19 protein-coding genes are annotated in these 19,311 nt (G+C 69.1%); 11 read left to right on the top strand and 8 right to left on the bottom strand.

The genetic code is table 11. The features are described 5' to 3' along the window. Window positions 1–5 precede the first annotated feature (5 nt). The 5 genes from M9917_RS12365 to M9917_RS12345 all read left to right on the top strand — a co-directional run bounded on the left by M9917_RS12365 (window position 6) and on the right by M9917_RS12345 (window position 5,644). Window positions 6–1,091, top strand: coding sequence for a microcin C ABC transporter permease YejB (locus M9917_RS12365; RefSeq protein ID WP_297254064.1), 1,086 nt, complete (start codon window positions 6–8; stop codon window positions 1,089–1,091). A gap of 2 nt (window positions 1,092–1,093) precedes the next feature. Then, the gene (locus tag M9917_RS12360; protein WP_297254062.1) at window positions 1,094–2,242 is read left to right on the top strand and encodes an ABC transporter permease; all 1,149 of its coding nucleotides are present in this window, start codon (window positions 1,094–1,096) and stop codon (window positions 2,240–2,242) included. Continuing rightward, on the top strand, window positions 2,239–3,867 hold the full coding sequence (locus M9917_RS12355; RefSeq protein ID WP_297254061.1) for an ABC transporter ATP-binding protein: 1,629 nt from the start codon (window positions 2,239–2,241) through the stop codon (window positions 3,865–3,867). Before M9917_RS12360 ends, M9917_RS12355 begins: the two co-directional genes overlap by 4 nt. Before the next feature lie 3 nt (window positions 3,868–3,870). Continuing rightward, entirely contained in the window at window positions 3,871–5,088 is a 1,218-nt protein-coding gene (locus tag M9917_RS12350) for a phosphopentomutase (protein WP_297254059.1), read from the top strand. A gap of 127 nt (window positions 5,089–5,215) precedes the next feature. Beyond that, a complete protein-coding gene (locus M9917_RS12345; protein ID WP_297254056.1) occupies window positions 5,216–5,644 on the top strand; it encodes a TadE/TadG family type IV pilus assembly protein in 429 nt (142 codons plus the stop codon). Here the strand turns inward: M9917_RS12345 and M9917_RS12340 are convergent. From M9917_RS12340 to M9917_RS12315, 6 genes are read right to left on the bottom strand one after another with little or no spacing between them, the layout of a single operon-like run. Then, window positions 5,641–6,045 (bottom strand): arsenate-mycothiol transferase ArsC, encoded by a 405-nt coding sequence (locus M9917_RS12340; protein WP_297254859.1) that lies wholly within the window; start codon window positions 6,043–6,045, stop codon window positions 5,641–5,643. The genes M9917_RS12345 and M9917_RS12340 overlap by 4 nt on opposite strands. Window positions 6,046–6,086: 41 nt before the next feature. Then, window positions 6,087–6,575 (bottom strand): UPF0262 family protein, encoded by a 489-nt coding sequence (locus tag M9917_RS12335; RefSeq protein ID WP_297254054.1) that lies wholly within the window; start codon window positions 6,573–6,575, stop codon window positions 6,087–6,089. Between the two features lie 35 nt (window positions 6,576–6,610). Beyond that, complete coding sequence (hisD, locus tag M9917_RS12330; protein WP_297254052.1) at window positions 6,611–7,900, bottom strand: histidinol dehydrogenase; 1,290 nt, start codon at window positions 7,898–7,900, stop codon at window positions 6,611–6,613. Window positions 7,901–7,934: 34 nt separating this feature from the next. After that, a complete protein-coding gene (locus M9917_RS12325; protein ID WP_297254050.1) occupies window positions 7,935–8,381 on the bottom strand; it encodes a DUF2948 family protein in 447 nt (148 codons plus the stop codon). A gap of 31 nt (window positions 8,382–8,412) precedes the next feature. Continuing rightward, window positions 8,413–9,702 carry a UDP-N-acetylglucosamine 1-carboxyvinyltransferase gene (murA, locus tag M9917_RS12320; protein ID WP_297254048.1) on the bottom strand — a complete coding sequence of 430 codons (1,290 nt, stop codon included), beginning with the start codon at window positions 9,700–9,702 and terminating at the stop codon, window positions 8,413–8,415. A 55-nt stretch (window positions 9,703–9,757) separates the two neighbouring features. Next, window positions 9,758–9,919, bottom strand: coding sequence for a hypothetical protein (locus M9917_RS12315; protein ID WP_297254046.1), 162 nt, complete (start codon window positions 9,917–9,919; stop codon window positions 9,758–9,760). A gap of 293 nt (window positions 9,920–10,212) precedes the next feature. Here M9917_RS12315 and M9917_RS12310 point away from each other — a divergent pair, with 293 nt between their 5' ends. From M9917_RS12310 to M9917_RS12295, 4 genes are all read left to right on the top strand, one after another. Beyond that, complete coding sequence (locus M9917_RS12310) at window positions 10,213–11,154, top strand: enoyl-CoA hydratase-related protein (protein ID WP_297254044.1); 942 nt, start codon at window positions 10,213–10,215, stop codon at window positions 11,152–11,154. Window positions 11,155–11,282: 128 nt separating this feature from the next. Beyond that, the gene (locus M9917_RS12305) at window positions 11,283–13,613 is read left to right on the top strand and encodes a putative bifunctional diguanylate cyclase/phosphodiesterase (protein WP_297254042.1); all 2,331 of its coding nucleotides are present in this window, start codon (window positions 11,283–11,285) and stop codon (window positions 13,611–13,613) included. A 41-nt stretch (window positions 13,614–13,654) separates the two neighbouring features. After that, entirely contained in the window at window positions 13,655–15,058 is a 1,404-nt protein-coding gene (locus M9917_RS12300; protein ID WP_297254040.1) for an FAD-dependent oxidoreductase, read from the top strand. 266 nt (window positions 15,059–15,324) lie between these two features. After that, window positions 15,325–16,803 (top strand): sensor histidine kinase, encoded by a 1,479-nt coding sequence (locus tag M9917_RS12295; RefSeq protein ID WP_297254038.1) that lies wholly within the window; start codon window positions 15,325–15,327, stop codon window positions 16,801–16,803. A 28-nt stretch (window positions 16,804–16,831) separates the two neighbouring features. On the opposite strand, the gene M9917_RS12290 is transcribed toward M9917_RS12295, so the two are convergent. Further along, window positions 16,832–17,461 (bottom strand): S24 family peptidase, encoded by a 630-nt coding sequence (locus tag M9917_RS12290; protein WP_297254036.1) that lies wholly within the window; start codon window positions 17,459–17,461, stop codon window positions 16,832–16,834. A 164-nt stretch (window positions 17,462–17,625) separates the two neighbouring features. Here M9917_RS12290 and M9917_RS12285 point away from each other — a divergent pair, with 164 nt between their 5' ends. Both M9917_RS12285 and M9917_RS12280 read left to right on the top strand, forming a co-directional pair. Next, window positions 17,626–17,970: a DUF952 domain-containing protein gene (locus M9917_RS12285; RefSeq protein ID WP_297254034.1), complete on the top strand. Its 345-nt coding sequence runs from the start codon at window positions 17,626–17,628 to the stop codon at window positions 17,968–17,970. Continuing rightward, window positions 17,967–19,049 (top strand): quinone-dependent dihydroorotate dehydrogenase, encoded by a 1,083-nt coding sequence (locus M9917_RS12280; RefSeq protein WP_297254032.1) that lies wholly within the window; start codon window positions 17,967–17,969, stop codon window positions 19,047–19,049. Before M9917_RS12285 ends, M9917_RS12280 begins: the two co-directional genes overlap by 4 nt. Window positions 19,050–19,052: 3 nt before the next feature. Here M9917_RS12280 and M9917_RS12275 read toward each other — a convergent pair whose 3' ends face one another. Next, a complete protein-coding gene (locus M9917_RS12275) occupies window positions 19,053–19,307 on the bottom strand; it encodes a DUF6460 domain-containing protein (RefSeq protein ID WP_297254029.1) in 255 nt (84 codons plus the stop codon). Between the last annotated feature and the right edge of the window lie 4 nt (window positions 19,308–19,311).

The following is a 19,311-nucleotide window of genomic DNA, read 5'->3' as shown; positions in this document are numbered from 1 at the left end:
GGAGCATGCTGAGCTACATCGCCCGGCGCCTGGCGCTGATGGTGCCGACGCTGTTCGGCATCCTGCTGGTCTCCTTCGTCATCGTGCAGTTCGCGCCGGGCGGCCCGGTCGAGCGCGTGATCTCGCAGCTCCAGAACCCCAACAGCAGCGCGATGGACCGCGTCAGTGGCGGGCAGATGGGCGATGCCGGCGCGCAGGGCGACGCTTCGGCCTATCGCGGCGCGCAGGGGCTCGACCCCGCCTTCATCAAGGAGCTGGAAAAGCAGTTCGGCTTCGACAAGCCGGCGCATGAGCGCTTCCTGAAGATGCTCGGCGACTATGCCCGCTTCGATTTCGGCCGCAGCTATTTCCGCGACGCGCCGGTGCTCCAGCTGATCAGGGAGAAGCTGCCGGTCTCGATCACGCTCGGCCTGTGGATGACGCTGATCTCCTATGCGATCTCGATCCCGCTCGGCATCCGCAAGGCGATGAAGGAGGGCTCGCGCTTCGACACCTGGACGAGCGCCGTCGTCATCCTCGGCTACGCCATACCGAGCTTCCTGTTCGCGATCCTCCTGATCGTGCTCTTCGCCGGCGGCTCGTTCTGGCAGATCTTCCCGCTGCGCGGCCTGACCTCCGACAATTGGGCGCAGCTCAGCCTGATCGGCAAGGCCAGGGACTATCTCTGGCACATCACGCTGCCGGTCCTGGCGATGGCGCTCGGCGCCTTCGCCACCTCGACGCTTTTGACCAAGAACTCCTTCCTCGACGAGATCCGCAAGCAATACGTGCTGACCGCCCGGATGAAGGGCCTGAGCGAGCGGCGCGTGCTCTACGGCCATGTCTTCCGCAACGCGATGCTGATCGTCATCGCCGGCTTCCCCGGCGCCTTCGTCAACGCGCTCTTCGCCGGCTCGCTTTTGATCGAGACGATCTTCTCGCTCGACGGGCTGGGGCTTCTCTCCTTCGAGGCGATCGTCAACCGCGACTATCCGGTCGTCTTCGCCAATCTCTACATCTTCTCGCTGATCGGCCTCGTCGTGCACCTGATCACCGACCTGACCTATAGCTGGGTCGACCCCCGCATCGATTTCGAGAGCCGGGAGGCGTGAGCATGGCCGACACGCTAATCGACATCCCCCTCGCCCCGGCGCAGCCGCAGCAGGGCTGGCTGAAGCTCAAGCCGATCAACCGGCGCCGGCTCGACAACTTCAAGGCGAACCGGCGCGGCTGGTGGTCGCTCTGGCTGTTCCTGGCGCTGTTCCTCGTCTCGCTCTTCGCCGAGTTCATCGCCAACGACCGGCCGCTTCTCGTCCACTACAAGGGCGAGTGGCTCATTCCCGTCGCGGTGAACTATCCGGAGGAGAAGTTCGGCGGCTTCCTCGCCACCACCGATTACCGCGATCCCGTCATCGCCAACGAGATCGCGGCCAACGGCTTCGCGATCTGGCCGCCGATCCGCTACGGCTACAATACGCACAACCTCGACCTGCCTGTGCCCGCTCCCGCCCCGCCGACCTGGCTGCTCACGGACGAGCAATGCCGGCCGATCGCCGAGCGCACCGGCGGATCGACCTGCCGCGACCTCGAATGGAACTGGCTCGGCACCGACGACCAGGGCCGCGACGTCGTCGCGCGGCTGATCTACGGCTTCCGCATCTCGGTGCTGTTCGGGCTGATCCTGTGCGCCTTCTCCTCGGTGGTCGGCATCGCGGCCGGCGCCATCCAGGGCTATTTCGGCGGCTGGACCGACCTCGTCTTCCAGCGGCTGATCGAGATCTGGACCTCGATCCCGGCGCTCTACCTGCTGATCATCGTCGCGGCGATCATCACGCCGGGCTTCTTCGTGCTGCTCGGCATCCTCTTGCTGTTCTCCTGGGTGGCGCTGGTCGGCGTCGTGCGCGCCGAATTCCTCAGGGCGCGCAACTTCGAATATGTCCGCGCGGCCCGCGCGCTCGGCCTCTCCAACCGCACGATCATGATCCGCCACCTCCTGCCCAACGCCATGGTCGCGACGCTGACCTTCCTGCCCTTCATCCTGAACGGCTCGATCACGACGCTGACCTCGCTCGACTTCCTCGGCTTCGGCCTGCCGCCGGGCTCGCCGTCGCTCGGCGAATTGCTGGCGCAGGGCAAGTCGAACCTCCAGGCGCCCTGGCTGGGCTTGTCCGGCTTCATCGTGATCGCGCTGATGCTGTCGCTCTTGATCTTCATCGGCGAGGCGGTGCGCGACGCCTTCGACCCGCGAAAGACCTTCGCATGAGCGGCCCGCTTCTCTCCGTCGAGGACCTTTCCGTCGCCTTCCGCCAGGGCGGCAGCGAGACGCTCGCGGTCGACCATGTCTCGTTCTCGATCAATCGCGGCGAGACCTTGGCGCTCGTCGGGGAATCCGGCTCCGGCAAGTCGGTCTCGGCGCTGTCGATCCTCAAGCTCCTGAACTATCCGGCGGCGCGCCACCCCTCCGGCAAGGTGATCTTCGACGGGCAGGACCTGATCGCGGCCGACGAGGACGCGATGCGCAAGGTGCGCGGCAACGACATCACCATGGTCTTCCAGGAGCCGATGACCTCGCTCAACCCGCTGCACACGATCGAGCGGCAGATCGGCGAGATCCTCGAACTGCACAAGGGCCTCAGCGGCGAGAAGGCGCGCGCCCGCACGCTGGAACTGCTCGACCTCGTCGGCATCCGCGATGCGGCAAGCCGGCTCGACGCCTATCCGCACCAGCTCTCGGGCGGCCAGCGCCAGCGCGTGATGATCGCGATGGCGCTCGCCAACGAGCCCGAACTGCTCATCGCCGACGAGCCGACGACGGCGCTCGACGTCACCGTGCAGGCCCAGATCCTGAAGCTGCTCAAGGAGCTGCAAGGCCGGCTCGGCATGGCGATGCTGTTCATCACCCATGATCTCGGCATCGTGAGGCGCATCGCCGACCGGGTCTGCGTCATGCTGAAGGGCAGGATCGTCGAGCACGGCCCCGTGGCCGAGATCTTCGGCAACCCGCGCCACGACTACACCAGGCGCCTGCTCGCGGCCGAGCCGAAGGGTCGCCCCGCCCCCGTCCCGGCCGACGCGGCGACGCTGCTCGAGGCCGGCCCGGTCAAGGTCTGGTTCCCGATCAAGTCCGGCCTGCTGCGCCGCGTCAGCGGCCATGTGAAGGCGGTCGACGGCATCTCGGTCACGGTCCGCGAGGGCGAGACGCTGGGCGTCGTCGGCGAATCCGGCTCGGGCAAGACCACGCTCGGCCTAGCGATCCTCAGGCTGATCGCCTCGGAAGGGCCGGTCGTCTTCCTCGGCGATCGCATCGACGGGCTGTCGAGCAAGCAGCTCAGGCCGAAGCGCAAGGACCTCCAGGTCGTCTTCCAGGACCCTTACGGCTCGCTCTCGCCGCGCATGTCGGTGGCCGAGATCGTGGCGGAAGGGCTCGCCATCCAGAAGCCCGGCCTGAACGACCGGCAAAGCCGCGAGACCGTCGCCCAGGCGCTCGTCGATGTCGGGCTGGATCCTGCGGCGATGGACCGCTATCCGCACGAATTCTCGGGCGGCCAGCGCCAGCGCATCGCGATCGCGCGCGCCATGGCGCTCGACCCGCGCTTCGTCGTGCTCGACGAGCCGACCTCGGCGCTCGACATGTCGGTGCAGGCGCAGATCGTCGACTTGTTGCGCGGCCTGCAAACCAGGCGCAAGCTGGGCTATCTCTTCATCAGCCACGACCTCAAGGTCGTCCGGGCCCTGTCGCACCGGGTGGTGGTGATGCAGAACGGCAAGGTGGTCGAGGAAGGCCCGGCGGAGGCGATCTTCGCGAAGCCGCGCGAAGCCTATACACAGGCCCTGCTCGCCGCCGCGCTCAACCTCGAAACCGCCGGCTCCGCCGCGGTGAAGGATTGAAGCATGGCACGCGCCCTCCTGATCGTGCTGGATTCGGTCGGCTGCGGCGGCGCGGCCGATGCGGGCGCCTATGGCGATGCCGGCTCCGACACGCTCGGCCATATCGCGGAAGCCTGCGCCGACGGCCGGGGCGACCGCGCGGGCCTGCGCGGCGGGCCATTGCGGCTGCCGAACCTCGTCCGGCTCGGCCTCGCCCAGGCCTGCGAAGCCTCGACCGGGCGCCCGCTCGCCGGCATCGCCAAGCCGGCGAGCCCTGAGGGCCGCTGGGGCTATGGCGTCGAGGTGAGCCAGGGCAAGGATACGCCCTCGGGCCATTGGGAGATCGCCGGCTGCCCCGTCTCCTTCCAGCGCGGCTATTTCACCGCAACCGAGAACTCCTTCCCGCCGGAGCTCGTCGCCGGCATCGTCAAGCAAGGCGCCCTGCCCGGCATCCTCGGCAACCGGCATGCCCCGGGCACCGTGATCGTCGCGGAGCTCGGGGCCGAGCATATCCGGACAGGCAAGCCGATCTGCTACACCTCGGTCGATTCCGTGCTCCAGATCGCGGCGCATGAGGAGCATTTCGGGCTCGACCGGCTCTATGCCCTCTGCAAGACGGTGCGCGGGCTGGTCGATCCCCTGCATATCGGCCGCGTCATCGCGCGCCCTTTCATCGGCTCGGCCGAGGAAGGCTTCACCCGCACCGGCAACCGCAAGGACTTCGCCATACCGCCGCCGCAGGAGACCATCCTCGACCGGCTGACCGCGCAGGGCCGCGCAATCGTCACCATCGGCAAGATCGGCGACATCTTCGCCCACCGCTCGACCGGCACCGAGATCAAGCCCTTCGGCAATGCGGCGATGGTCGATGCGGCGCTGGAAGCCTGGGACGGCCTGCCCGACGGCGGCTTCTGCTTCGTCAACCTCGTCGATTTCGACACCGAGTTCGGCCACCGGCGCGACATCCCGGGCTATGCGGCGGCGCTCGAAGCCTTCGACCGCCGGCTGCCGCATCTCGAAGCCGCGCTTAAAGTCGGCGACATCGCCGTCATCACCGCCGATCACGGCAACGATCCGAGCTGGCCCGGCACCGACCATACGCGCGAGCATGTGCCGATCCTCGCCTTCGGGCCCGGCATCGGATCAGCGCCGCTCGGCCGGCGCGAAAGCTTCGCCGACATCGCGGCGAGCCTCGGCACTTTCCTCGGCATCGGGCCGGTCGGCCCCGGCCGCCCCTGGTAGGATCGGCCGGGACGCCCCGCATCTTCACCTGAACGCAGCAGGCTCCGGCGGGCCGGGGATGCATTTACCTTTCGTCAACAGGTGCAATTTACAACCTTAAGTTGCGCTCGTTCACTGAGGAACGGTCATGCTGCCCGCGCTGTCCCGCCTCTCCCGCAACCAGGACGGAATGACCGCCATCGAGTTCGCCTTCACCGCGCCGATCCTGCTGCTGCTCCTCGTCGGCATCATGGGATACGGCTACGTCCTGGGCGTCTACCACAGCATCCAGCAGATCGCCTCCGAAGCGGCGCGCTCGTCCATCGCGGGCCTGAACGACGGCGAACGCTCGCGGATCGCCCGCGATTTCATCACCGCCCATGCCGGCTCCTACGCCTTCATCGACCCGGCCAAGCTCAGGATCCGCACCAGCCAGACCGGCCCGCTGATGCTGGGCTTCGAGGTCGCGGTCGCCTACGACATGAGCGGCTCGGTCTATGACAGCCTGAGCCGGCTGGCCTCGCTTCCGCAACCTGTCATTGAGCGGCGGGCAATCATCCAGCGCGGCGAAAACTAGCTCCGCAGCCGCTGCTTGATCCGCCGGGTCAGGGCATCGCGGACGTCGCGATAGGCGTCGAGCTTCTGCTCGCGCGAGCCCTGGAACGCCGTGGGATCGGCGGTCGGCCAGTATTCCACCGCGGCGGCATGGGTGCGTGTCAGCTCCAGCGCCTTGTGGTGGGCTTCCGGCGAGAGCGTGACGATCAGATCGAAATTGAGCCCCTCCCACTCCTCCAGTTCCTCGATCGATTTCGGCTTGTGGCGGCTGAGATCGATGCCGATCTCGTCGAGCACCGTCAGCACGAAGCCGTCGGCCTCGCCTTTTCGCGCTCCGGCCGACTGGACATAGATCGACTTGCCGAAGAAGTGCTTGGCCAGCGCCTCCGCCATCGGCGAGCGCACGGCGTTCATCGCGCACATGAACAGCACGCTCTGGACCTTGCTCGCGGGCTCCAAGCGCGTCAGCCCTTCCAGTGCAGCGCGTAGATCAGCGTGAAGAGGCGGCGCGCCGTATCGAAATCGACCTCGACCTTGTTGGCCAGCCGCTCCGCCAGGATGCCGGCGGCCTCGTCGTGCAGGCCGCGCCGGCCCATGTCGATCGCCTCGATCTGCGCCGCGGTCGCGGTGCGGATCGCCGCGTAGTAGCTGTCGCAGACGAGCTCGTAATCCTTGATGATGCGCCGGAACGGGCTGAGCGAGAGATGATGCGTGACGACAGGCGCCCCATCGGCCTCCCGGATCTCGAAGACGAGACGCCGCTCGACCATGGCGAGATGGATGCAATAGGGGCCGCCGTCGTGCTCGGGCACGACGAAGCTGTTGCGCTCGATCAGATCGTAGATGGCGACGGCGCGCTCGTGCTCCTGATCGGGCGCCCCCCGGCCGAGGGAATTCTCGTCGAGGGTCAGGCCGACCAGGCGCTGCTTGGTGGGCATCGAGGCGTCGGACATCGCTCCTCCGGCCATGGCGCCGCGATATGCGGCGCTCAGTTGAGCCTGATCGTCACGGATCGCGCGTGCGCCTGCAAGCCCTCCGCTTGCGCCAATCGCGTGGCGGCGGGGGCGAGCGCGCGCAGGCCCTCCGGCCCGCATCTCAAGAGCGAGGTGCGCTTCATGAAGTCGCCGACGCCGAGCCCGGAGGAGAAACGGGCGGAGCGGGCGGTGGGCAGGACGTGGTTCGGCCCGCCGACATAGTCGCCGATCGCCTCGGGCGTATGACCTCCGAGGAAGATCGCGCCGGCATTGCGGATGAGCCCGGCCAGGCGCTGCGGATCGACGGTCATGATCTCGAGATGCTCGGGCGCGAGGCGGTCGACCAGCGGCACGGCGGCTTCGAGATCGGCGACGATGAGGATCGCGCCGAAATCGCGCCAGCTTTGGCCGGCGATCTCGGCCCGCGGCAGCGTCGCGAGCTGGGCCGCCACCGCCTTCTCGACCTCGGCCGCGAGCGTGGCATCGTCGGTCATCAGGATCGCCTGGGCCGAGGCGTCGTGCTCGGCCTGCGCCAGGAGGTCGGCGGCGATCCAGTCGGGGTTGGCGCTGCGGTCGGCGATCACCAGCACCTCGGAGGGGCCGGCGATCATGTCGATGCCGACCCGGCCGAAGACGCGGCGCTTGGCGGCGGCGACATAGGCATTGCCCGGGCCGACGATCTTGGCGACCGGCGCGATCGTCGCCGTACCGTAGGCCAGCGCAGCGACGGCCTGCGCGCCACCGATGCGGTAGACCTCGTCGACGCCGGCAAGGCGGGCGGCGGCGAGCACGAGCGGGTTGGTCTCGCCGCGCGGCGTCGGCGCGACCATGACGATGCGCGGCACGCCGGCGACCTTCGCCGGAATGGCGTTCATCAGCACCGAGGAGGGATAGCTCGCCGTCCCGCCCGGCACATAGAGACCGACCGCCTCGATCGCCCCCCAGCGCCAGCCGCTGCCGACGCCGGCCGCATCCTCGACCCAGGAATCGGCCGGCTTCTGGCGGCGGTGATAGGTCTCGATGCGCGCGCGCGCGGTTTCCAGCGCCGCCAGGAGCTCGGGCGAGCAGGCGGCGACGGCAGCGTCGATCTCGGCCTCCGGGACGCGCAGGGTTGCGGGCGTCAGGTCGAGGGCGTCGAAGCGGGCGGTATAGGCGATCAGCGCCGCATCGCCCCTCTCGCGGACATCGGCGATGATCTCGGCCACGACGCGGTCGACCTCCTCGGAGACCTCGCGCTTGGCGGAAAGCAGCGCCGAAAAGCCGTCGGCGAAGCCGGCATCCCTGTCGTCGAGCCTGATCGGCATGGGGGTCCTCGGAGTATCGTCGGGAAAGGACGGCTCAGGCGCCGTCGGGATGGCCGGGCGTCGCCGCCGCTTCCCAGACCGGGCCGAGATCCTTCATCTGCGCCTCGACGCATTCGACCGAAAGGCGGATCGCCGCGCCTTCCGAGAAATGCAGCGTCACGTCCCCGGCCGGCTCCTCGCTCAGATCGAAGGTGATGGCGAGCAGGTTGAGGACCTTGTCGGGATCGTTCTTGTCGAGTCTCGCGCTGCGCACCGCCCGGACGCGGTCGAAATGCAGCGCCGTCAGGCGGCGCCGGCACTCGCCATGCTGCGCGCCCTCCCAGTCGAAGCGGCGCAGCGCCAGCGCGAAGCGCTGCTCGCGCGGCAGATAGACGAGATCGGCCGCCTTCAGCACCGCATCCTGAAGATGGGCCGAGACGATCGCGAGATCGTCGGCATCGAGCGCGAGGAGCTTCAGCGGATCGGCGGCAGCGTCTGGCATGGTCTTGTTCTGCCGACCCGCCTTGAGAAAATCAACCGCTGATGCGCTCCACCATGGCGCCGCAGCGGGTGAGCTTGGCTTCCAGCGCCTCGAAACCGCGATCGAGATGGTAGACGCGGTTGATGGTGGTGTCGCCCTCGGCGGCGAGGCCTCCGATGACCAGCGAGACCGAGGCGCGCAGGTCCGTCGCCATCACCGGCGCGCCGGTCAGCTTCTCGACGCCCTCGACATGGGCGACGTCGCCGTCGAGCCGGATCTTCGCGCCGAGCCGGACGAGCTCCTGCACATGCATGAAGCGGTTCTCGAAGATGGTCTCGCGGATGCGCGAGGTGCCCTTCGCCTTGGTCATCAGCGCCATGAACTGCGCCTGGAGATCGGTCGGGAAGCCGGGGAAGGGGTCGGTGTCGACATCGACCGCCTCGATCCCATGGCCGTTGCGGCGCACGCGGATGCCCTCGTTCGTCGCGTCGATCTCGACGCCGGCCTTGCCCAGCGCGTCGAGCGCCGCCTGCAGCAGCTCGGGCCGGGCGCCTTCCAGGACGACGTCGCCGCCGGTCATCGCGACCGCCATCGCATAGGTGCCGGCCTCGATCCGGTCGGGCAGCACGGCGTGATGCGCGCCGCCCAGCCGCGCGACGCCCGTGACGACGATGCGCGAGGTGCCGGCCCCCTCGATCCTGGCGCCCATCTTGACGAGGCAGGCGGCGAGGTCGGTGACCTCCGGCTCGCGCGCCGCGTTCTCGATCACCGTTGTGCCGCGGGCGAGCACCGCGGCCATCAGCGCGGTATGGGTGCCGCCGACGGTAACCTTCGGGAAGACGATCTCGCCGCCCTGCAGGCCCTTGGGCGCCCGCGCCAGCGCATAGCCGTTCTCGATCACGATCTCGGCGCCGAGCTTCTCCAGCGCCATCAGCAGGAGGTCGACCGGGCGCGTGCCGATGGCGCAGCCGCCCGGCAGCGAGACCTTGGCCTCGCCCATCCGGGCGAGGATCGGCGCGATCACCCAGAAGCTCGCCCGCATGGTCGAGACGAGCTCGTAGGGCGCGCAGGTATCGACGATCTGGCGCGCGGTCAGCGCGATGGTCTGGCCGGTCTCGGCCGACTGGCCGATGCGCTTGCCGGCGACGGTGCGGTCGACGCCCTGGTTGGAGAGGATGCGCGAGAGCGCGGTCACGTCCGAGAGCCGCGGCACATTGGTCAGCGTCAGCGTCTCGTCCGTCAGCAGGCTCGCGATCATCAGCGGCAGGGCGGCGTTCTTCGCGCCGGAAATCGGAATGGCGCCATGAAGGCGCTGGCCGCCGGTAATGCGGATCTTGTCCATCGTCGGGTCCTGCTCGGCCGGCCGGGCAAGGCCGCCGCATGGGAATTGAGGAAATTCAGGTCCGGGAAGATTCGGCCTGAGCGGGCGCGGCCGGCTCACGCGTTTGCGCTTCCTGCGAGCGACGGGCGCGAGCCTGGGCCTTGCGGCGCTTCAGGTTCTCGCGAAGCGCCGCGGCAAGGCGCGCCTGCTTCTCGTCCTCGGCTGTCTGGCGGGTCACGGCATCAGCTCGACATCGGTGTTGTACGCGGGAACACGGCGAATTCGCGGCGGTATCGTTAGAGCATCGGACCGGAAAGGGGAATCCGCTTTTCGGACAAATCCGATGCCCGCACAAGGCGCCGGATCGCCGCTTCGCGCCCGATGGCGCGGCGCCGACCTTGCCGACCTGACGCTTGGTAAACCAAAAACCTTAATTATATTAACCATTTCCAGCTTGTTTCGTTTACAATTTGTTAAGCTCGCTTAGGCTGTCGGCATCGGGGGTTTCTCGGGGGTTGAGTGGAGAGCGCCATGTTGCAGTTCTCGAAGATTGAAGAAGGAAGCTTCGCGCCGACCTCGCTCGAGCACTGCGAGGTGGTCGAGGCGATCCGCGACAAGGCGGGATTCCTGCCGGAGGTCGAGCTCGCCTATGAGCCCGAGATCCGGACGCTGTGGGTCACGATCCGGCCGGAGCTGAAGCCCGTCTTCACGCTGCAGCTGCTCGACAGCCTGGTGAAGATCCAGAGCACGATCGTCGCGCTGTGGGGCGCGCGCGACCGCTACCAGCGCGCCCCGGTGCGCTTCCTCGCCTTCCGCGGCTCAGGCCCCTTCTTCACGCTGGGCGGCGATCTCGACTTCTATCTCGACTGCCTGGCCAAGAACGACCGGGCCGCGCTCACCGAATATGCCAGGCTCTCGGCGGAGGGGGCGATCTGGAACGCCGGCGGCCTCGACGGCCTCGTCATCACGCTCGCGACGATCCATGCCAAGGCGATCGGCGGCGGCATCGACGCGCCGCGCTCCTGCAACGTCATGATCGCCGAGGAGCAGGCTTCGTTCGTCTATCCGGAGATCAAGTTCAACCACTTCCCGATCACGGCGGTGGCGATCCTGTCGCGGCGCATGGGCCAGCGCGCCGCCGAACGGATGCTGCTCTCGGGCGAGGAGATGAGCGCAGAGGCGTTCATGGCGGCCGGGGGCCTGGAGGCAGTGGTGCCGGCTGGCACGGGAGAAAGCTGGATCCGCAAGTACTGCACGGAGGCGCTGCCGATCCACGCGGCCAAGACCGCCCTCTTCGCGGCCTTCAACCGCCGCTCCGGCGATCTGCGCGAGGAGCTCAGCCATCTCGGCCAGATCTGGACGGATTGCATGCTGCGCCTCAGCCCGAGCGCGATCTCGAAGCTGCAGCGCATCGCGCAGACGCAGGACCGGATGCTGGCACGCGTCTATCAGCGCCACCCCGCCCCGGCCTGAGCGGCGGGAGGCGATTATGGGAAGCCATACGAAGCATTTACCTCTGCTCTCGTACAAAGCACCGGCATGATGCGCAGAATCCGGACCTCGCGCATCGCCCCGCGTACGGCGGCAAAGGCAAAGAGCGGATGGCAGTTGCGCTGAAGCGGTTCATGGCGGCGGGCGGCCGCAGGCAGGGTGGGGAGGTCGACCTGACCGGCTACACGCTGCTGGTCGGCTCGCTGTTCTCCTCGCCGGCCTCGATCGTTCCCGGCTGCATCGCCGGTATCCTGACACCGTTCCTGTGCTGGGTTTCCACCGGCATGGGCATCTTCATGAGCCTCACGGTGCTGGTGACGCTGATCGTCGTCCTGCGCATCATGACCGTGATCACCTATCGCCGGCGCAACCACGCCGATGACGACTATGCGCAGACCCGCCGCTGGGACCGCGACTATTTCCTCGGCGCCACGGCGTTCAGCGCCGCGCTGGGCTACAACTGCTATGTCGCGCTGGCCCACACCGACGACCCTGCCGCGCACATCACCTCGGTCGCCTCGACCATCGCGCTGGCCTCGGGCTATGTCGCGCGCAATGCCGGCCGCCCGAAATTCGTCGCGGTGCAGCTCTTGACCTTCTGTATCCCGATGGCGTTCGGGCTGATCGAGGCCCACAACCCCTATTACAACTACATCGGCTACTTCGCCATTCTCTATGTCGCGGCCAATATCGCGATCACCAACTCGCTGCATCGCAACCTGCTGGCGCTGAGCGACGCCAACAAGCAGTCGAAGGCGCTCGCCTCCGCCCTGCATTCGCAGAACCTGACGCTGGACGCCGCCCTCAACACGATGATCGGCGGGCTGGCGATGTTCGACCGCAACCTCAAGCTGGCGGTCAGCAATGCGCCCCACGGCACCCTCTACGGTCTGCCGGAAACGCTGACGCTCCCCGGCACGCCGCTGACGGCGATCGCGCGTTTCCTGATCGAGCGCCAGGTGATCGCCCAGGACCAGCTCGGCGACCTGCGCGCGGCACTGACCGACGTCCAGGCGACCCAGCAGGCCGTGAGCCGGGAGCTCGCGACGCGCAACGGGCACGTGCTGGTCGTCACCTTCGCGCCCGCCGCCGAGGGCGGCATCCTGATGCTCACCGAGGACGCCACCGAGCGCAAGGCGGCGGAGGCCCGCATCGAGCAGATGGCGCGGTTCGACGAATTGACCGGGCTTGCGAACCGCTTCGAATACAACACGCAGATCGCCGACGCCTTCGCCAGGCACGCGCGCACGGGTGAGGGCTTCGCGCTGCTCTATCTCGACCTCGACGGCTTCAAGCAGGTCAACGACAGCCTCGGCCACGATGTCGGCGACCATGTGCTGAAGGAAACCGCCAGCCGCCTGCGCCGGGCGAGCCGCGGCGACGACACGCTCGCCCGCTTCGGCGGCGACGAGTTCCTGCTGATCCTGCCGGCTTGCGATCATTCCGCCGTCACCGCGATCGCCCAGCGCATGATCGACGTCATGGCGCGCGTCTTCGACGTCGACGGCAAGACCGTCTATGTGACGGCGAGCGTCGGCATCGCGATGGCGCCGCTGGACGGCGAAAACCCGGCCGACCTGCTGCGCCATGCCGATACGGCGCTGTACAAGGCCAAGGCCGCCGGCCGGAACACGCTGATGTTCTTCAACCCGTCCATGGCCGAGGAGATGCTGGAGCGGCACGAGATCGAGAACGACCTGCGCCAAGCCTACGGCAAGGGCGAGCTCGAGCTCCACTACCAGCCGATCGTCGATCTGAAGACCCAGAAGATCGTCTCGCGCGAGGCGCTGATGCGCTGGCGCCATCCCACCCGCGGCCTGGTGCCGCCGGGCGTCTTCATCCCGATCGCCGAGAAATCCGGCCTGATCGCCGGCATGGGCGACTGGGCGATCCGCCAGGCCTGCCGGGACGCCGCCGGCTGGGAGCCGGGCATCGGCGTCTCGGTCAACGTCTCGCCGCTGCAGTTCCGCGAGCCGCGCCGGCTGATCGAGACGGTCAAGGGGGCCCTGCTCGCCGCGCATCTCGAGCCCCGGCGGCTGATGCTCGAGGTCACCGAATCGCTCCTGATCGAGGACGACAAGCTGGCGCTGTCGGTGCTCGACGAGCTGCGCGCGCTTGGCGTGACCTTCGCGCTCGACGATTTCGGCACCGGCTATTCCTCGCTCGCCTATCTCTCGACCTACCCCTTCGCGCAGGTGAAGATCGACCAGAGTTTTGCGCGCAAGGTCCATACCAGCGAGGCTTCCAAGGCCGTGATCGAGGCGGTCTGCCAGCTCGGGCTGCGGCTCCAGGTCAATGTCGTGGTCGAGGGCATCGAGACCGATCAGCAGCGCATCGCCGTCCAGTTCCTCGGCGCCCATCGCGCCCAGGGCTTCCTGTTCGGCCGCCCCGAGCCGCTCGCCAGCATCGAGGCCAGGAGCCAGAAGCGCGGCGTGGCCTGAGCGGGCCGGCGCCGCAAGCGACGGGAGCGACGGGAAATCCGGTGAGTGACGGCATGGCCGAGGCGGCGAAACCAGCCGCGCTGACACCCGATATCTGCATCATCGGCGCGGGCCGAGACGGCATCGCCCTGGCGATCGCCGCCTCGGCCTTCGGCGTCCCCGTCGTCCTGGTCGAGCGGGGCACGATCGGCGGCAGCCCGGGGCCGCTGGCGGCGCGCGCCCTCGTCGCGGCCGCGGCTGGGGCCGGGCCGGACCCGGTCCGGATCCACGACCATATCCAGCGCGCGCTCGCCACCGAGCGGGCCAACCACACGGCCGAGCGCCTGACGGCCCTGGGCATCCGCATCGTCCGGGGGCAGGCCCGCTTCACCAGCCGCAGCACGGTCACCGTCGAGAGGCTTCAGATCAAGGCGCGCCGCTTCGTGATCGCCACCGGCGCACGCCCCGCCCCGCTCGCGATACCGGGGCTCGACACGCTGCCCGTCCTCGACGAGGCCGCCCTCGCCGGCCTGACACGGCTGCCCGAGCGGCCGATCGTCCTCGGCGGCGGCGGCACGGGCGCCGCCCTGGCGCAGGCGCTCAACCGGTTCGGCTGCGCTACGACGCTGATCGCTCCGGAGGGGCTGCTGCCGGATCACGACGCGGAGGCCGTGGCGCTCCTGCGGCGCCGGCTCACGCGCGAGGGGCTCGATATCCACGAAGGCCGCGCGCCGCTGCGGGCCGAGCGCAGCCGCTCCGGGTTGCGCCTCGTCCTCGCCGGGCCTGCGGGCGAAGCGACGGTCGAGGGCTCGCATCTTCTCGCCTGCGGCCCGCTTCAGCCCGCGATCGGCGGGCTTGACCTCGATCTCGGCGGGATCCGCCATGATGCCTCCGGCGTGAGCGTCGACAAGGGCCTGCGGACGAGCAATCGCCGCGTCCATGCGCTCGGAGCCTGCGCGGGCGGGGCGGCGGCGGCGGCGCCCGCCCGGGCGGGCGACGATCATGTCGGGCTCCTGCTGCGCACGCTCCTGTTCCGCCAGCCGGTCCGGATCGACCCGGTAAGCGAACCCCGCATCGTCTGGAGCAGGCCCGAGATCGCCGCGATCGGGCTGACGGAGGAAGAGGCCCGCGCCCGGGCCGGGACGATCCGGGTGCTGCGCTGGCCGTTTTCGGAGAATGCGGCCGCGCAGGCTTCTGGCGAGACCGAGGGCTTCGTCAAGGCGATCACCGACCGCAAGGGCCGCATCCTCGGCGCCGTCATCGTTGGCGACGAGGCCGGCGAGCTGATCGCGCCGTGGTGCGTCGCGATGCGGGCAGGCCTCGGCATCGGCGCGGTCGCCGGCCTGCCGCTGCCCGCGATGGGCCGCAGCGACGCCTCGCGGAGCGCCGCGCTTTCCTTCCACGCGCCGCTGACGACGCGGCCGGCCTTGCGCCGCCTGATCGGCTTCCTGCGGCGCTTCGGCTAGGCACGGCTGACGCTCGCCACACCCTCGTCATTCCGGGGCTTCGCATCAGCGAAGAACCCGGAACCCACGACCGGGTGAGCGAGCAGCCCGCAACGCGGCATCGGATGCCTCACCCGGTCGTGGGCTCCGGGTTCGCGCCTGAAGGCGCGCCCCGGAATGACGAGGGGCAGCGCTGATCAGGAACGATCCTAACTCGTTATTCCACCGCATTTTCCCGATGCGCATCGGTCTCTACTTCCCGCGAAAATGCTTTAGGATCACAGGCGATGCATCCGCCCAAGCAAGCCCTGTCGATCAACCGGCCGCGCCTCGGCCTTTCGGCCAAGCTCCTGTTCGTCACCGTGCTTTTCGTCATGCTGGCGGAGGTGCTGATCTATCTGCCCTCCATCGCGAATTTCCGGCGCAACTGGCTGCATGACCGGATCGCCGCCGCGCAGGTCGCGGCGCTGGTGCTGGAAGGTGCGCCGGAGGACGGCCTGCCCGAAGGCAGCGAGAATCGCCTGCTGATGGGGGTGGGAGCCCGCGCCATCGCGGCGCGCGTCGGCGGCGCGCGGCGCTTGCTCAGCCTCGATTCGATGCCGCCGCCGGAGGTCTCGCGCTCGGTCGACCTGCGCAGCCTCGGCTGGATCGGCGCGATCGAGGAAGCGCTCGCCGTGCTCGTCGCGCCAGCGACCATGCCGATCCGCGTCGTCGGCGAGGCGGTCGGCGGCGCCGATTTCGTCGAGATCGTCATCGACGAGGCGCCGCTGCGCCAGGCGATGCTGACATTCTCCGGAAACCTGCTGCTGATCTCGCTCTTGATGACCGGGCTGACGGCGCTTGCCGTCTATATCGCGCTCAACGCGTTGATCGTCTGGCCGATCCGGCGTCTGGCTGCGAACGTCACGGCGTTCGAGGCGGAGCCCGAAAATCCGCGGCGGATCATCGAGCCCTCGCTCAGCGCCGACGAGATCGGCGAGGCCGAGCGCGCGCTCGCCCGCATGCAGGCGACGCTCGCCGACGAGTTGCGCACCAAGAAGCACCTCGCCGAGCTCGGCCTCGCCGTCTCGAAGATCAACCACGATCTGCGCAACATGCTGGCGGCGGCGCAGCTCATGTCCGACCAGCTCATCGAGACCCGCGACGCCAAGATCCGCCGCTTCGCGCCGCGCCTGATCGCGACGCTGGGGCGCGCCATCGCTTTCTGCGAGGCCACCCTCGCCTATGGCCGCGCCGCCGAGGCGACGCCTTCCCTCCGCGACGTGCCGCTGCGCCTCCTCGTCGCCGAGCAGGCGGAGATGCTCGGCCTCGGCGAGGGCAAGAAGCCGCGCTTCGAGAACCGGGTCCCCGCCGAACTGGTGCTCCCTTGCGACCCCGACCAGATGGCCCGCGTTCTGACGAACCTGATGCGCAACGCGATCCAGGCGCTGACGCGGGCCGGCGCGGAAGCCGGCAGCGAGCCGGTGCTGACGGTGACGGCGGGGATCGAGAACGGCTCGGTCGCGCTGCGCGTCATCGACAACGGGCCGGGCGTGCCCGAGCGGGCGCGGGCCAATCTGTTCCAGGCCTTTCGCGGCTCGGTGACGCCGGGCGGGACCGGGCTTGGCCTTGCGGTCGCAGCCGAGCTCGTCCGGCTCCATGGCGGCGCGATCGCGCTCGAACCCTCCGCCACCGGCGCGGTCTTTTCGGTGACGCTGCCGGCGCGGCGCGCCACGGGCATTGACCGCACCCCGTCTTCCGTCATTGCGAGCGCAGCGAAGCAATGACAACGGATAACGCGGCGCGCCGGCGCACCTACTGGCTCGCCCAGATCACCCGCGCCATGAAGGCGATCTCGGCGAGGTTCAGCACGCGGTCGGGATGCTCCGGGTTGAGCGAGGCGAGTTCGACCGTCCGCGCGGTCTGGCGCCTGAGCTGCTTGGCCAGCACCTCGCCCTCCACCGTCTTGACCACGACGCGGTCACCGCGCCTGACCGTCGCGGTCGGCGAGACGATGATGGTGTCGCCGTCACGATAGAGCGGCAGCATCGAATCGCCGGAGATCTCGAGCGCATAGGCCTTCTCCTCGGCGACGCCGGGAAAGGCGACCTCCTCCCAGCCCGTGCCGACCGGAAAGCCGCCATCGTCGAAGAAGCCGCCCGAGCCGGCCTGGGCGAAGCCGATCAGCGGGATGGTACGCGCCGGGGCCTGCTCGCGGCGCAGGACCACGCTCATGAACTCGTCGAAGGAGGCGCCGGTCGCCGCCAGGATCTTGGCGATCGACTCCGTCGAGGGCCAGCGCTCGCGCCCGTCGGGGGCGACGCGCTTGGAGCGGTTGAAGGTCGTGGCGTCGAGCCCGGCCTTGCGCGCCAGCCCCGAGGCGGTGAACCCGTAACGCTGGGCGAGCGCATCGATCGCCCCCCAGATCTGGTCATGTGACAGCATCGCTGAGGCCTCGCTTGGCTCTTGCCGTTCGGCGGGGATTAGCGATAGGAAATATCCCCTATTAAATAAGATTTCAATCCGAATCTCGCCGCGATTCAGCAATGGCTTGCGGAATCCTCCTGCCAGCGTTTAAGCCGGTGCCGGACATCTGCGCGAGGCTTCCGTTGCCCCTGATCTACAAGATATGCCCCGCCCCGCTCTGGCGCGAGGCGGAAGCCCGGGGCCGCTTCGACGGCGCCCCGGTCGACCTCGCCGACGGCTACATCCATTTCTCCACCGCCGCCCAGCTTGCCGAGACCGCGGCGAAGCATTTCGCCGGCCAGGACGGGCTCCTCGTCGTCGCCGTGGAGGCGGAGCGCCTGGGCCCAGCGCTCCGCTACGAGCCCTCGCGCGGTGGCGCCCTGTTCCCGCATCTCTACGCCGCGCTCGACCCGCAGGCGGCACGCTGGATCGCGCCCCTGCCGCGCAAGGCCGATGGCAGCCACGCCGTCGCGGAGGCGCTGGCATGATCGGCACCCTGTTCGGTCTCGCCCGGCCGCTGATCCATCGCATGGACGCGGAGACGGCGCATCGCCTGACGGTCGCGGCGCTCGCCGCCGCACCCGCGCTGAAGCCCGGCGCCGACGACCCGGTGCTCGCGACCGAGGCGTTCGGGCTCACCTTCCCCAACCCGGTCGGGCTCGCGGCCGGCTTCGACAAGCATGCGCAGGCGGTCGACGGCGCGCTGGGGCTGGGCTTCGGCTTCGTCGAGGTCGGCGGCGTCACCCCGCTGCCGCAGCCCGGAAATGCGCGCCCGCGCGTCTTCCGGCTGACCGAGGACGAGGCCGTGATCAACCGCTACGGCCTCAACAGCGAGGGCATGGAGGCCGTGGCGAGGCGGCTCGAAGCCAGGCAGGGCCGCGGCGGCATCGTCGGCGTCAATCTCGGCGCCAACAAGGACTCCGCCGATCGCGCCGCCGATTACGCGGTGCTGGCGCGCCGCCTCGCGCCCCTCGCCGATTTCCTGACGATCAACGTCTCCTCGCCGAACACGCCGGGCCTGCGCGACCTCCAGGCCGAGGCAGCGCTCGACGACCTCGTGGCGCGCACGCTCGCCGCGCGCGACGAGTCCGCGGACAAGCGCACGCCCGTCCTCGTCAAGATCGCGCCGGACCTGACCATGCCGGAGCTCGACGGCATGATCGCGGTGGCGCGCCGGCGCGGCATCGACGGACTGATCGTCTCCAACACCACGGTCACGCGCCCGGAAAGCCTCAAGAGCGCCCACAAGGCCGAGACCGGCGGACTCTCCGGCAAGCCGCTCTTCACCGCCTCGACCCGCATCCTGGCCGAAGCCTTCCTGCGCGTCGAAGGGCAGTTCCCGCTGATCGGCGTCGGCGGCGTCGATTCGGCCGAGACGGCCTTCGCCAAGATCCGCGCCGGCGCGACGCTGGTGCAGTTCTACTCGGCGATGGTGTTCAAGGGGCCGGGCCTGGCGAAGGAGATCAAGGCCGGGCTCGCCAGGCGGGCGCGCCGCGCCGGTCTGACGCGGCTCACCGCCCTGATCGGGCGCGACGCCGCGGGGATCGCCCGCGGCGAGGGGCTGTAAGGTTTATTTACGCGCCGCGAAGAGCCGCATCAGCAGCCAGAGCGGCACGACGATCACGGCGCCGGCGACGAGCCATTGCCCAACCTCGCGCACGGCGTCGAAGCCGAGCCCGGTGATCGAGCGGATGAAACGCGCCGCCGCCTCGTAGAGGTTCTGCGGCGAGAGGCCGAGGAAGGCCATCGCCGCGCCGACGAGCAGCGAGATGAAGACGAGACGGACGAGGACGCTGAGCGGCGAGCCGCCGAGAAACCGTTCCATGGAA

This window comes from Bosea sp. (in: a-proteobacteria) (assembly GCF_023953965.1).
GTDB lineage: Bacteria > Pseudomonadota > Alphaproteobacteria > Rhizobiales > Beijerinckiaceae > Allobosea.
Note: the sequence above shows the minus strand (reverse complement) of the source record. Positions and strands in the feature narration are given on the sequence as shown.

Coding starts and splice junctions, on each gene's coding strand:
- M9917_RS12335 (WP_297254054.1), bottom strand. CDS start 6,575: ATGTCCGACGCCTCGATGCCCACCAAGCAGCGCCTGGTCGGCCTGACC.
- M9917_RS12280 (WP_297254032.1), top strand. CDS start 17,967: ATGATCGGCACCCTGTTCGGTCTCGCCCGGCCGCTGATCCATCGCATG.
- M9917_RS12350 (WP_297254059.1), top strand. CDS start 3,871: ATGGCACGCGCCCTCCTGATCGTGCTGGATTCGGTCGGCTGCGGCGGC.
- M9917_RS12340 (WP_297254859.1), bottom strand. CDS start 6,045: ATGTGCGCGATGAACGCCGTGCGCTCGCCGATGGCGGAGGCGCTGGCC.
- M9917_RS12295 (WP_297254038.1), top strand. CDS start 15,325: ATGCATCCGCCCAAGCAAGCCCTGTCGATCAACCGGCCGCGCCTCGGC.
- M9917_RS12305 (WP_297254042.1), top strand. CDS start 11,283: ATGGCAGTTGCGCTGAAGCGGTTCATGGCGGCGGGCGGCCGCAGGCAG.
- M9917_RS12290 (WP_297254036.1), bottom strand. CDS start 17,461: ATGCTGTCACATGACCAGATCTGGGGGGCGATCGATGCGCTCGCCCAG.
- M9917_RS12355 (WP_297254061.1), top strand. CDS start 2,239: ATGAGCGGCCCGCTTCTCTCCGTCGAGGACCTTTCCGTCGCCTTCCGC.
- murA (WP_297254048.1), bottom strand. CDS start 9,702: ATGGACAAGATCCGCATTACCGGCGGCCAGCGCCTTCATGGCGCCATT.
- M9917_RS12275 (WP_297254029.1), bottom strand. CDS start 19,307: ATGGAACGGTTTCTCGGCGGCTCGCCGCTCAGCGTCCTCGTCCGTCTC.
- M9917_RS12360 (WP_297254062.1), top strand. CDS start 1,094: ATGGCCGACACGCTAATCGACATCCCCCTCGCCCCGGCGCAGCCGCAG.
- M9917_RS12310 (WP_297254044.1), top strand. CDS start 10,213: ATGTTGCAGTTCTCGAAGATTGAAGAAGGAAGCTTCGCGCCGACCTCG.
- hisD (WP_297254052.1), bottom strand. CDS start 7,900: ATGCCGATCAGGCTCGACGACAGGGATGCCGGCTTCGCCGACGGCTTT.
- M9917_RS12365 (WP_297254064.1), top strand. CDS start 6: ATGCTGAGCTACATCGCCCGGCGCCTGGCGCTGATGGTGCCGACGCTG.
- M9917_RS12345 (WP_297254056.1), top strand. CDS start 5,216: ATGCTGCCCGCGCTGTCCCGCCTCTCCCGCAACCAGGACGGAATGACC.
- M9917_RS12325 (WP_297254050.1), bottom strand. CDS start 8,381: ATGCCAGACGCTGCCGCCGATCCGCTGAAGCTCCTCGCGCTCGATGCC.